This window comes from Brevundimonas variabilis, assembly GCF_014199945.1.
Taxonomy (GTDB): Bacteria; Pseudomonadota; Alphaproteobacteria; order Caulobacterales; family Caulobacteraceae; genus Brevundimonas; species Brevundimonas variabilis.
Map to the genome: position 1 here is coordinate 199,757 of NZ_JACHOR010000002.1, position 12,903 is coordinate 212,659.

Genomic DNA, 12,903 nt, shown 5'->3' on the forward strand with positions numbered 1-12,903 from the left:
CGGCTCCAGCCTATTGCTGCGGCAGTGCTCTTGCTTATGGCGACACAGATTCTGGCGGCCTCCTGCACACCTGAGCCCGTCCCCTATGCATCGCGCGTGGCGATCGTCCGCTGAGTTCAGGTCAAAGGGGCAGCCTGCTGAGGTCGTAGCCGGCCTCGGCAGCGGACGCTCGAATAGCCTCTGGCGAGTGTGTGCCTCCCGCCGAGGTCGCTAGGGCCCATGCGGCCGTCGAGCGCATCCCCGAGCGACAGTACAACAGCGTCGGTTTGCCGTCTGCGAGTTGCTGACCCACAGCCTTGACCTGATCGCTGGCTGGCATGCCCATGATCGGGATATGAACGTAGTCCATGCCGGCATCGCGGACGGCCCTTTCGACAGCCTGTGATTCTGGCTGGCCTGGGTCCTCGCCATCCGGTCGATTGTTGATGATGCGCGTCAGGCCAAGCGCTGCAGCGGCCTTGATGTCCTCGGCATCGATCTGGCCTGCCACATAGATTCCGGGAGCAATGCTTCGAAGACGTTCCATGGCTATTGCCTGCGTACGCGGACTGCACGACTGCCGTCGATGGTCAGGAGGAAGCTGCCCAACGCCGCACGGCGCACGCGAACGGGCAGTCCGGCGCGGTTGCGGAAGCGGACCGGCTCACTGTCGATCTGACGCCAGGTGCTGCCATCGGCCAGGGTGAACGTCCATTTGCCTTCGCCGTACTGACCGGCACGCGTGAGGGTGGTTTCGATCGAATCGAGCGTATCCGGCTGTGCGCCGCGTTGCAGAAGATCCGGCATGGATGGAAGCTGGAAGCCGAACAACTGGCGCCGGGCCACGCCGACCTGTTCGCGATCAATGACGACGACATCGCCTTGTTTCTCCGCCGAATCAAAGGCGGACGCTGCCGCGTCGTAACAGGCCAGCCTTTGGCCGCCGTCCGCAATGGAGCGGCAGTCGATCAGACGGGTCAGCAGTTCCGGGCGCGCCTGCGCGACCGGCTGCTGCGCCTGTGCGGTGCCGCAGCAGATGACGAGAAGCAGCATGCCTGCGGGAAGCGAACACATCTGTCGTAAGTGGATCATGGCCGTGTTTCGTTCTGATCGGGCATCGCAGTGCCCCACCGCACCTTGCCATGCTGGCATCGCCGCGCGCCAGTGGGCTTTCAAGGGCGAACCAATCGTGACCTGATTGCGACAGTCCCGAGGCCACATCGTTACAGCCATGTAATTGAGATGGCATTCCGCTTCGCAAGGTGACTAGAAGAGAGACGGACTGCGACGCTTGTGTGTTTGTCGCGGGGGAAGACCAACAACAAATCCTCGGAATCCTGACCTGGAAGGGCAGGAATCCGACATCAGGAGAGTCATCTTGAGAACTCACATCAACCGTCAACGGCTGCTGGCCTCGACCATTATCGGTGGCGCCGCGCTGCTCGCGTTCGCAGCCCCGGCAATGGCCCAGACTGCGCCGCAGGAGCCCGAAGCCACGGTCGACGACATCGTCGTGACCGGTTCGCGCATTCCGCAGGCCAACCTGGTCACCAACAGCCCGATCACCCAGGTCACCGCCGAGGACATCGACGTCCAGGGCGTGACCCGCGTCGAGGACCTGGTCAATCAGCTGCCGCAGGCCTTTGCCGCGCAGAACTCCACGGTCTCCAACGGTGCGTCGGGAACGGCCACGGTCTCGCTGCGTAACCTCGGTTCGGACCGCACCCTGGTGCTGATCGACGGTCGCCGCATGGGCTATGGCTCGCCGACCGATACCGCAGCCGACCTGAACCAGATCCCCGGCCAGCTGGTCGAGCGTGTCGAGGTTCTGACCGGCGGCGCTTCGGCCGTTTACGGTTCGGACGCTGTTGCCGGCGTTGTCAACTTCATCATGAAGAAGGACTTCGAGGGCATCCAGATCGACGCCCAGTACGGCTTCTATCAGCACAACAACGACTATGACGGCCCGGGCAACCTGCGCAACGAGATTGCGCGCCGTGGCCAGACAAACCCCGCCAACTTTGCCCTGCCGGAAGACGATGTTTCGGATGGCGAAAGCCGCGAAGTCACCCTGACCATGGGTATTTCTTCGCCGGACGGTAAAGGCAATATCCTTGCCTATGCTGGCTATCGGAACAACAACCCGATCCTGCAGCGCGACCGTGACTATTCGGCGTGCTCGCTGGGAGCACCTTCAGCTGCTGCCCCCACCACCTACACCTGCGGCGGTTCCGGCACCTCTTTCCCGGGGCAGTTCACGAACTTTGGCGTGGGCGGCCCCAGCTTTGCCTTCACGGTTGGGCCGAACGGAACGTTCGTTCCATATAGCGCCGCCAACAACGCCTACAACTTTGGCCCGATCAACTACTATCAGCGTCCTGACGAGCGTTATACGCTCGGTGCGTTCGGCCGTTATCAGATCAACGACAATGCCGAAGCGTTCGCGCAGCTGATGTTCTCTGATTATGAGTCGGTCGCCCAGATCGCCCCGTCGGGAAGCTTCTTCAACAACTCCACGATCAACTGCGACAACCCGTTGCTTTCGGCGCAACAACGTACCGCGATTAGCTGTACGCCCGCCCTGATCGCTTCGGGCGGAACCGTTCCGCTCTACATCGGTCGTCGTAACGTTGAAGGCGGCGGACGTCAGGACTCGCTGAACTACGAATCATACCGTGCCGTCGTTGGCGTGCGTGGTGCGATCACGGAAGGGTGGAACTACGACGTTGCCGCCCAGTTCTCTCGCGTCCGGCTGTCGGAAACCTATCTGAACGACTTCTCGATCACGCGACTGGCTCGCGCCCTTGACGTCATCAATGTCAACGGCGTGCCGACCTGCCGCTCGGTGACCACCGGCGTTGACGCCGGCTGCGTTCCCTACAACGTGTTCAGCTCGGGCGGTGTCACCCAGGCAGCGCTTGACTACCTGCAGATCCCGCTGGTGCAGACCGGCGACACGACCCAGCAGGTTGTGACCGCTGCTGTTACCGGCGATCTGGGGGTCTATGGCATTCAGTCGCCATTCACGACCAACGGCATCAAGGTCGCATTCGGTACCGAATACCGTCGCGATGCCCTTGAGTCGGTGACGGACACCAGCTTCTCGACAGGCGACGGTGCCGGTCAGGGCGGTCCCCGCATTGGTCTGAAGGGTGCCGTGGACGTCGTCGACATCTTCGGCGAAGTCCAGGTTCCGCTGGCTGACGAGCAGGCCTGGGCCTATTCGGCCTCGGTCGACGCTGCCTATCGCCGGTCGGAATACAAGAACCTGACGACGGACACGTACAAGTTCGGTGCAGACTATGCGCCGATCGAGGACGTCCGCCTCCGCGCCAGCTACTCGCGCGCTGTCCGGGCTCCGAACGTCATCGAACTGTTCGCAGCCCAGGGTCTCGGCCTGTTCGACATCGACTTCGACCCTTGCGGTCCGTCGCGGACGGCTACGGCAGCTGAATGCGCCCTGACAGGCGTGACGGCGACCCAGTATGGCAGCGCAACACTCGACAGCCCGGCGGGTCAGTACAACCAGTTGACGGGTGGTAACCCGAATGTTGAACCGGAAGAGTCCGACACGTTCACCTTCGGTGTGGTGTTCACGCCATCGTTCCTGCCGCGTTTCAACATGTCGGTCGACTACTTCGACATCCAGGTTGACGGACTGATTTCGACCGTTGGTGCAGCCAATACGCTGGACCTCTGCTACAACGACAACGATGCTGCCGCCTGCGATCGCATCAATCGTAACCCCAACAACGGTTCGCTATGGATCGGGGACACGGCCTTTGTCGAAAACCTGAACATCAACATTGGTGGTCTCAAGACCAGCGGCGTTGACATCAATGCCAACTACAACATCGATCTGGAAGACCTCGGTCTCGGCTCGTTTGGGTCGGTCGGCCTCGCCTACGTGGCGACCATTCTGGACTCCCTCGAGTCCGACACCGGTACGCAAACGGCCAGCTCGGTCTACGACTGCACGGGCTACTACGGTTCCGCCCAGTGCGGCATTCCGAACCCCGAGTATCGTCACCGTGCACGTGCAACCTGGTCTACGCCATGGGATGTGGATGTGTCCGGTACGTGGCGCTACTACTCTGAAGTCGAGTTCGGTTCGAGCTTGACGGGTGGTGTTGCGGGTCGTCTCGACAGCAAGCTGGACGCTCAGTACTACCTCGACCTCGCCGCAAGCTGGCAGGTCACGGATACCCTCAGCGCCCGCGTCGGGATCAACAACATCCTCGACCGCGATCCGCCGCTTTCGACGAGCGCGGGTACCGGCGGCAACGGTAATACCTATCCGCAACTCTATGATGCGCTGGGCCGCTACGCCTTCTTCAGCGTTACGGCGAACTTCTAAAAACGCCTGATCCATCGGGTCGAGCAGGAGGGCGGCAGACCAATCGGTTCGCCGCCCTTTCTTTTTGTGCCGCAGAAAAACCATCGGCCGTCTTCAAGCGTTTGCGAGCGGAGGCCCACCGCCAGCATCGTTCAAACGACTCCGGAAATCTCATGCTCAGCACGCTCGCCTTCGCCGCCTTTCTTTCGATCCAGTCGGTTCCGCAGGACGGACCCGTGGTCACGGCAGGGCCCGCTGCAGGGGGTGAGACGGCATCTGAGGTCAGGTTGCGAGAAGCGCTGGCCTATTCCAATCCGCTCCCGCGCGGGGCACCGACCGAAGACTACCCACTGGTGGCCTGGTGCGATGCCCTGGTCAGCGGGCATGTGGCGCTGGGCGAAACCTTGAGCGATCGTGCGCCAGAGGACCTCGAGATCATGCGACTGGGCCGTCTGGAGGCCTCGGACTTCCGATCGGCCCTGTCGGCGGCGACCGCTCGCCAATCCACTGCCAGCAGGGCAGCGGCGAGGGAGGCGGCGGCCGACGCAACGGGGCGATGGACTCCGTTGCTCGGTCAGGCTGACGAAGCGACCCGTAGCCGGGCGTTCGGTCTGTTCTTCGGCCTTCCGGGCCGGTGCGAACATGCGGCACGTCGTATCCGCGAGAACATCACCACGCCACCAGCCACCCTGACCGAAGTCGGACTGCGCACTGAGGGCGTTGACCGCCCTTAGGTGATCAAGCCGCTGCGTCGCGTGCGGCCATGCCAGGATCGTAGTTGAGAATAGGCGACAACCAGCGTTCGCAGGTCTCGACATCCCATCCCTTGCGCGCCGCATAGTCCTCGACCTGGTCGCGGTCGATCTTGCCGACGCCGAAATAATGGCTGCCGGGATGGCCGAAATACAGACCTGACACCGAAGCGGGCGGGGTCATGGCGAAGGATTCCGTCAGGGCCATGCCTGCATTGTCTTCTGCGCTCAGGATCCTGAACAGCGTCGCCTTTTCCGTATGATCGGGCTGTGCCGGATAGCCGGGGGCAGGGCGAATGCCCTGGTATTGTTCGGCGATCAGGTCATCCGTTGTGGTGTCCTCGTCCTGAGCATAGCCCCACAACTCGGTACGGACCTTTTTGTGAAGGGCTTCGGCAAAGGCTTCGGCCAGGCGGTCAGCGAGCGCTGATGACATGATGGCGGAATAGTCATCCCCAGCGTCCTTGAACCGTCTGGACGCTTCCAACTCGCCATGGCCCGTGGTGACCGCGAAGGCTCCGATATAGTCGCCCGGTGATGATCCTTCGCGAGGCGCAACGAAGTCGGAGAGGGCCAGGTTTGGCTTGCCGTTCGCCTTCTTGATCTGCTGGCGAAGGGTATGAAAACGCGCGATCTCTGCGGCGCGAGTTTCGTCTTCAAAGACGACGATGTCATCGCCCTCGGCCTGGGCCGGCCAGAAACCAACCACACCCCGCGCGGTGAACCATTTTTCGTCGATGATCCGCTTCAGCATGACCTGGGCATCGGCGAACAGGTCTGTAGCCGCCTCGCCAACGATCTCGTCGTCCAGAATCTGGGGGTAGCGCCCGATCAATTCCCAGCTCGCGAAAAAGGGCGTCCAGTCGATATGGTCGGCAAGATCAGCCAGGTCCCAGCTGTCGAAGGCCTTCACGCCGATGAAGGAGGGCGCCCCCGGCAAACGATCGGCCGGGTCGGGTCTGAAGGCGTTGGCCCGGGCCTCGCTCAGGGTCGCGCGCGCCTTGACCTCCTGGCCCCGGGCATACTGTTCGCGAATCCGGATGTACTCATCGCGCGTCACCGCCTCGTTTCGGGCCCGTTCGGTCTTTGAAAGGAGACCGGAGACCACGCCGACGGCCCGTGACGCGTCGACGACATAGGTGGTGGATCCCTTGCGATAGCCGGGCTCGATCTTGACCGCCGTATGGGTCCGGCTGGTCGTTGCTCCGCCGATCAGCAAGGGGATATCGAACCCGCGCCGTTCCATCTCGCGTGCAACAAAGACCATTTCGTCAAGGCTGGGCGTGATCAGGCCCGACAGGCCGATGATATCGACGTTGTGCTCCACGGCGGCATCAAGGATGCGGTCCGCAGGCACCATGACACCGAGGTCGATGACCTCGTAGTTGTTGCACTGCAGGACGACGCCAACGATGTTCTTTCCGATGTCGTGGACGTCGCCCTTGACGGTCGCCATCAGGATCCGGCCGACCTGTTCACGGGGCTTGCCGGCCTTTTCGGCCTCCATGAAGGGCTCGAGCCAGGCCACGGCCTGCTTCATCACCCGCGCCGATTTGACGACTTGTGGCAGGAACATCTTGCCCGCGCCGAACAGGTCGCCGACGACGTTCATCCCGTCCATCAATGGTCCCTCGATGACGTGCAGCGGACGCTCGGCCTGAAGCCGCGCCTCCTCGGTGTCGGCGTCGATGAACTCGGTGATGCCATTGACGAGCGCGTGTTCGATCCGCTTGCCAACCGGCTGGTCGCGCCATTTCAGGTCCACGACGCGTGCGACCCCCTTGTCGCCCTTGTAGTTGGGGGCGATGTCCACGAGCCGCTCGGTGTTCGAGACATTGGTCCGCTGAGGCCGGTTCAGGATCACATCCTCGACCGCCTCGCGCAGGGTTGCATCGATGTCGTCGTAGACGGGCAGGTCGCCCGCATTGACGATGCCCATGTCCATGCCCGCCTGGATGGCGTGATACAGGAACACACTGTGGATCGCCCGGCGCACCGGCTCATTGCCGCGGAAGCTGAACGAGACGTTGGACACGCCCCCTGAGATCCGGGCGTAGGGCAGGGTGCGCTTGATCTCGCGCGTCGCCTCGATGAAGTCGACCGCATAGTTGTCGTGCTCCTCGATCCCCGTCGCCACGGCGAAGATGTTGGGATCGAAGATGATGTCCTCGGGCGGGAAGCCGACCTCGTCCACCAGAATGCGATAGGCGCGCGTGCAGATCTCGATCTTGCGCGCGGCGGTATCTGCCTGCCCGACCTCGTCAAAGGCCATGACCACGACGGCAGCGCCGTAACGCAGGCAGGCGACAGCCTGCTTCCGGAACGCTTCCTCGCCCTCCTTCATCGAGATTGAGTTCACGATCGGCTTGCCCTGGACGCATTTCAGGCCCGCCTCGATCACCTCCCATTTCGAGGAGTCGATCATCACCGGCACCCGGGCGATGTCCGGCTCGGCCGCGATCAGGTTCAAGAAGGTGACCATGGCCGATTTCGAGTCGAGCAGGCCCTCGTCCATGTTGATGTCGATGATCTGGGCCCCGGCCTCGACCTGCTGCCGGGCGACGGTCAAGGCCGCCGTGTAATCGCCCTCGACGATCAGCTTCTTGAACTTGGCCGAGCCGGTGACGTTGGTCCGCTCGCCGACGTTGATGAAGGTGGGTCTCATGACTGTGTTCCGTTCATGCCACCATCTCGAACGGTTCCAGTCCTGACAGCCGCATCGCGACCGGTCGTTCCGGAATGTCTCGTGTCGGCAGTTTTGATACGGCGTCTGCTGTATGCCGGATGTGATCGGGCGTCGTGCCACAGCAGCCGCCAACAATGTTGACCAGCCCGGACGCGGCCCATTCCTCGATGAAGTGGGCGGTCTGGTGTGGTTCCTCATCGTACTGGCCCATGGCATTGGGCAGGCCGGCATTGGGGTATGCGGCCACCAGCGTATCGGCGACGCGGCTCAGTTCGGCAATGAACGGCCGCATCAGATCGGCACCCAGGGCGCAGTTGAACCCGACTGCGAAGGGCTTGGCGTGACGCACGCTGTTCCAGAAGGCCTCGGCGGTCTGGCCTGACAGGGTCCGGCCGGACCGGTCGGTGATGGTCCCGGAAATCCAGATTGGCAGGGCGTCCATGCCCTCGTCCTCAAGGTCCTTGATGGCCTTGATACAGGCCTTGCAGTTCAGCGTGTCGGTGATGGTCTCGATCAGATACAGATCGACCCCGCCCTCGTTCAGGGCCCGCACCTGGTGGCGATAGGCCTCGTAGACCTGATCGAAGGTCACCAGCCGCGCGCCGGGGTCGTTCACGTCCGACGACATCGATAGCATCTTGTTCAGCGGGCCGATCGATCCGGCGGCGAAGCGCGGCTTGTGCGGCTCCTTCGCCGTCCAGCGGTCGGCCGAGGCCCTTGCCAGCTTTGCGCCTTCCAGATTGATGTCCCACACCGACTGCTCATCGAGGTGATAGTCGTCCTGGGCGATCGTCGTGGCCGAGAAGGTATTCGTCTCCGAGATGTCGGCACCCGCGGCGAAATACTGGTCGTGCAGGTCCGCGATGACATCCGGGCGGGTGATGCACAGGATGTCGTTGTTGCCCTTCATCTGCCCGATGTGGTCGGCGAACCGTTCGCCGCGGAAATCATCTTCGGACAACTCGCGCCGCTGGATCATGACCCCCCACGATCCGTCCAGAACGAGGATCCGTTCCTTTGCTGCAGCATGGAGTGCGGCAATGCGATCGGCGCGGGTCATGCAGCCACTTTCTGTTCGCGAACGCCCAGCACGCGACAGATCGCATAGACGAGGTCCGCACGGTTCAGGGTGTAGAAGTGGAAATCGGAAAAGCCTTCTTCCTGCAGCCGGGCGCAGGTTTCGGCGGCAACCGAGGCGGCAAGCAGCTTGCGGGTCTCCGGGTCGTCGTCCAGCCCGTCGAAATGCGAGGCCAGCCAAGCGGGGACCGAGGCTCCGCAGGCTGCGCTCATCCGCTGCAGCCCGCCAAAGTTCGACACCGGCATGATCCCGGGAATCAGCGGGATGGTCACCCCGGCGGCCTGGATGCGGTCGCGGAACCGCAGGAAGGCGTCGATGTCGAAGAAGAACTGGCTGAGGGCACGCGTCGCCCCCGCGTCGACCTTGGCCTTCAGGACATCGATGTCATGCTCGATCGACGGACTTTCCGGATGCTTCTCCGGATAGACCCCGACCGTCGTCTGGAATCCGCCGATGCGCTGGATCGCCTGTGCGAGTTCGGTGGCATTGGCGTAACCGTCTTCGCGCGGCCGATAAGCCCCACCGATACCTGCGCCGCCAGGGGGATCCCCGCGCAGGGCCACGATGTGATCCACGCCGATGGACTTGTAGTCCGCAATGACCTGATCGACCTCGTCACGACTGGCTTCGACGCAGGTCAGGTGAGCGGCAGGCTTCAGGGTCGTCTCGGCGAGCATCCGCTGGACCGTTCGGTGCGTGCGCTCGCGCGTCGAGCCGCCCGCACCATAGGTCACCGAAACGAAGGCCGGGTTCAGCGGCTCCAGGCGGCGAACGGCCTTCCACAGATTGGCCTCGGCTTCATCGGTCTTCGGCGGGAAGAACTCGAACGACACCTGAACGGGGTTTGCGTTTTCGCCCGCCCGCGCGACCGGTCCCAGCGGAGAGAGAAGCAGCGCGCGAGCCTCGGCCAGGGTCGCAGCGGGGCCGGGGCCCTGCGCCGGGGCAGCGGAGTAAACGATTTCGGCCGTCATGCGGCTTGTCTCTCTAACAGGGTCGGGCGGGTCGCGGGCCAGATGGTTACGGTAAGGCCGTCCGTGTCAGGTGGCAGAGCCACCGGCTGCTCGGGTGCGAGGCCGGCATCGGCAAGCCACCGTGCGATCTCTTCATCGGAGAAACCGAGGCGGCGATGCTGGTGCTCTTCGCGGAGACTTTCCAGTTCGTGGGGCGCGAAGTCGATGATCAGCAGACGTCCGGCTGGTCCTACCAGACGCGCGGCTTCCAGAACGGCGGCCTGGGGATCGACCAGATAGTGCAGAACCTGATGGACCAGTACCAGATCGGCGCTTTGAGCCGGCAACCGCGTGGCGAAGATGTCGCCATGCCGCAACTCGACCCTGTCCAGTCCGGCGCGGGTCACATTGGTCCGGGCGATATTCAGCATGTTGTGGCTGAGGTCGAGCCCGATTGACATCAATGCTCGTTTCCCGAGGAGTGTCAGCATCCGCCCCGAGCCTGTTCCCAGGTCGACAACCCGCTGAAACGGACCCGGTCCTGCAGCGGTTTCGATAGCCGCTTCCACGGCCGTTTCGGCCACATACAAGGACCGGATCCGGTCCCACTGCGGTGCAACCTTCTCGAAATAGGCCGCAGCAGCAGCGGCGCGCTCGGTCCGCACCTGCTCGAGACGTTCATGGTCGGCGAGACCCTCCGCATCATCCAGAAGGTCCAGAATCATGTCGACCAGTCGATGGGTCTGCGGATCTGCACTGATGCGATAGAAGACACGCGCGCCGTCAGGGAAACGCTCGATCAGCCCGGCGTCGGTCATCAGCTTAAGATGGCGGGACACTCGCGGCTGGCTCTGGTCGAGGACGCGGGACAATTCCATCACCGACAATTCCTCGGCTGACAGGAGGGCCAGCACCCGCAGCCGTGTCGGCTCTCCGGCGGCACGCAAGGCGTCCACTGTCTGGTCTGCTGTCAGGGCCATAAAATCATATAACGATATCCTTATATGATTTGGCAAGGGTAAAGCTGTGTTGTTCCTTCGTGTTCCTGCAATCCGGGCGACGGATCATCCAGCCTGACGCGTTGGATGAACAACGGCTTCGGAGTTCGCCATGGAACACAAGATCATCCCCAGCGCCCTGATCGGGCTTGGACTTCTGGGTGTTGGCGTCGGTGCCGCAGCCGCGCAGGTCAGAGGCAGCATGATCCCGCCGGAAACTCTGGAGGTCTCGCTTCAGCGATCGGACCGCATGTTTGACCGTCTCGACGCAGACCGGGACGGTGCCATCACCGAACCCGAGATCGCAGCGATGGGCCAGCGCGCTCAGGGACAGGGCAGACCGGGCCAGGGCGGACAAGGGCCCGGTGGGCCGGGGCAGGGCGGCGGTCGCGGTGCCGGACCGATGGGCCAGATGTTTGCTTCCGCTGATTCCGACGGCGACCGCCGGATCACCCGCGAGGAAATGCGCGTCTCTGCGACTGCGCGGTTTCGCGAACAGGACAGGAATGGAGACGGTCTCGTTTCCTCAGACGAACGGCCGTCGTTTCCAGGCCGCCCTGGGGGCGGATTCGGTTCACCGCCGTCTGGCGATCAAATGCCGCCGATGGGTGACCCATCCGGAGATTAGGACCTGACAGGCGTTGCCGCAGGTGCACCATTGAGAACCGCCTGGAGATTCTGGACCAGCAGCATGAGCATGCCCTGAACCGCCTCTGACGTCGCACCGCCCGTATGCGGGGTCAGCACGGCGTTCGGCACGTCGGCCCAGCGTGCCGGATCGGTCGGCTCGTCCAGAAAGACGTCCAGTGCTGCCTGACCCAGGCGTCCGTCTTTCAGGGCTGTGATCAATGCGTCTTCGTCAACGAGTTGGCCGCGGGCAACGTTGACAAGAAGCCCATCCGGACCAAGCGCCTCGATGACCTCGGCAGAGATCAGGCCGCGGTTGGTGTCGTCTGCCCGGCAGGCCACCATCAGGATGTCGCTCTCCCGTGCGAGCGCCAGCAGACTGGGTGCCCGGGGCCAGGGGCTGTCCTTCACGCGAGGTCCCCACCAGGCGATCGTCATCCGCATGGGTTCAGCGCGGCGGGCGACCGCCTGTCCTATGTCGCCCAGCCCGACGATACCCAGTTTCTGGCCTTTCAGTGACCGGGTCATCAGCCGGTCGTCGAGAAGCCATGTGCCGTCCTTCACCTTCTGGTCGCCATCGACGATCCGCCGCCGCGCCGCGAGGATGAGGCCGATGGCATGGTCAGCGACATCTTCATGGTTCACGCCCGGCGCATGGGTAACGGTCAGGCCCCTCGCATGGCACCAGTCGACATCGATGCCGTCATAGCCAGCGGTGAAACAGGCGATATGCCTCAGGTTTGGCAGGCGCCCGATCAGGTCCTTGTCCAGCGGGAACTCGCCCGCCACCACGACCGCGCGCACATCGGCTTGCGCTTCGATCGGCGGACCTTCCCACAGGCGATAGACGCTGCAGAAGCTTTCGAGGAAGGCGGTCACCGGACCAAGGTGACGCTGCATGATCAGGACGGCGGGGCGATCGGACATGCCCCATTGTCACGTCAGATCAGGCTGCTGACCAGTCGCCTTTCAATCAGGCTGTTGCGAACAGCAGCCGGCCTTCACCCATCCGCTCCCGCAAGGTCGGCAGATCGGCATGGGCGAGTGAGAAACAGCCGTACGACCGGCCGAGCTTGCCTTCGCGCGCCAGAAAGTCCGGATCGGCATAGTCGGCGCCGTGGACAATGATCGCCCGTTCCCGCGCCCGATCATTGGAGTATTCCAGTCCGTCTAGCAGCACATTCGGCCCCTGCAGGGTTCCCCAGCCCGGTCCGGCCGTGGCGTAGGCTCCAAGCGAGGACATGAAGCTGTCCGGAGTGTTTGAGAAATCGCGGGCGAAACCGGAATGCGTTGGATCCGAGCCCCGGCCGTGCGTCGTGCGGAACGCGACGACTTCGCCCTGCAACAGGTCGACCTCATAAAGTCGGGGTTCGCCCGAGTATTTCTGGAAGTCGACGAGATACATCCGGTCGCGAAGCGGGATTCGGCGGTGATGAATGTCCAGCGCCGCCATCGCGCGCTGCATCAGATCGCTTCGAACAACCCCCGACGGATCGA

11 protein-coding genes are annotated in these 12,903 nt (G+C 63.2%); 3 read left to right on the plus strand and 8 right to left on the minus strand.

Annotated elements, in window-relative coordinates; genetic code table 11:
- Positions 1-121: 121 nt before the first annotated feature.
- Together GGR13_RS05670 and GGR13_RS05675 are read right to left on the minus strand one after the other, a co-directional pair.
- The gene (locus GGR13_RS05670; protein ID WP_183212536.1) at positions 122-526 is read right to left on the minus strand and encodes a protein tyrosine phosphatase family protein; all 405 of its coding nucleotides are present in this window, start codon (positions 524-526) and stop codon (positions 122-124) included.
- A gap of 2 nt (positions 527-528) precedes the next feature.
- Positions 529-1,032, minus strand: a complete 504-nt coding sequence (locus GGR13_RS05675; RefSeq protein WP_183212537.1) for a hypothetical protein — start codon at positions 1,030-1,032, stop codon at positions 529-531.
- A gap of 325 nt (positions 1,033-1,357) precedes the next feature.
- Between GGR13_RS05675 and GGR13_RS05680 the strand changes: the two genes are divergently transcribed.
- Both GGR13_RS05680 and GGR13_RS05685 read left to right on the plus strand, forming a co-directional pair.
- Positions 1,358-4,336, plus strand: coding sequence for a TonB-dependent receptor domain-containing protein (locus GGR13_RS05680; RefSeq protein ID WP_246347711.1), 2,979 nt, complete (start codon positions 1,358-1,360; stop codon positions 4,334-4,336).
- A gap of 152 nt (positions 4,337-4,488) precedes the next feature.
- A complete protein-coding gene (locus tag GGR13_RS05685) occupies positions 4,489-5,049 on the plus strand; it encodes a hypothetical protein (protein ID WP_183212538.1) in 561 nt (186 codons plus the stop codon).
- A gap of 4 nt (positions 5,050-5,053) precedes the next feature.
- Here GGR13_RS05685 and metH read toward each other — a convergent pair whose 3' ends face one another.
- The 4 genes from metH to GGR13_RS05705 are packed head-to-tail and all read right to left on the minus strand — an operon-like array spanning position 5,054 to position 10,761.
- On the minus strand, positions 5,054-7,732 hold the full coding sequence (gene metH / locus GGR13_RS05690) for a methionine synthase (RefSeq protein WP_183212539.1): 2,679 nt from the start codon (positions 7,730-7,732) through the stop codon (positions 5,054-5,056).
- 13 nt (positions 7,733-7,745) lie between these two features.
- The gene (locus GGR13_RS05695; protein ID WP_183212540.1) at positions 7,746-8,813 is read right to left on the minus strand and encodes a homocysteine S-methyltransferase family protein; all 1,068 of its coding nucleotides are present in this window, start codon (positions 8,811-8,813) and stop codon (positions 7,746-7,748) included.
- Entirely contained in the window at positions 8,810-9,802 is a 993-nt protein-coding gene (gene metF / locus GGR13_RS05700) for a methylenetetrahydrofolate reductase [NAD(P)H] (protein WP_183212541.1), read from the minus strand. The genes GGR13_RS05695 and metF overlap by 4 nt, the downstream gene beginning before the upstream one ends.
- Positions 9,799-10,761 carry an ArsR/SmtB family transcription factor gene (locus GGR13_RS05705; protein ID WP_183212542.1) on the minus strand — a complete coding sequence of 321 codons (963 nt, stop codon included), beginning with the start codon at positions 10,759-10,761 and terminating at the stop codon, positions 9,799-9,801. The genes metF and GGR13_RS05705 overlap by 4 nt, the downstream gene beginning before the upstream one ends.
- A gap of 130 nt (positions 10,762-10,891) precedes the next feature.
- Here GGR13_RS05705 and GGR13_RS05710 point away from each other — a divergent pair, with 130 nt between their 5' ends.
- On the plus strand, positions 10,892-11,407 hold the full coding sequence (locus GGR13_RS05710; RefSeq protein ID WP_183212543.1) for an EF-hand domain-containing protein: 516 nt from the start codon (positions 10,892-10,894) through the stop codon (positions 11,405-11,407).
- On the opposite strand, the gene GGR13_RS05715 is transcribed toward GGR13_RS05710, so the two are convergent.
- Positions 11,404-12,333: a 2-hydroxyacid dehydrogenase gene (locus tag GGR13_RS05715; protein WP_183212544.1), complete on the minus strand. Its 930-nt coding sequence runs from the start codon at positions 12,331-12,333 to the stop codon at positions 11,404-11,406. The two genes, GGR13_RS05710 and GGR13_RS05715, sit on opposite strands and share 4 nt — an antisense overlap.
- Positions 12,334-12,379: 46 nt before the next feature.
- The gene (locus GGR13_RS05720) at positions 12,380-12,871 is read right to left on the minus strand and encodes a murein L,D-transpeptidase catalytic domain-containing protein (RefSeq protein ID WP_246347712.1); all 492 of its coding nucleotides are present in this window, start codon (positions 12,869-12,871) and stop codon (positions 12,380-12,382) included.
- Positions 12,872-12,903: the final 32 nt, after the last annotated feature.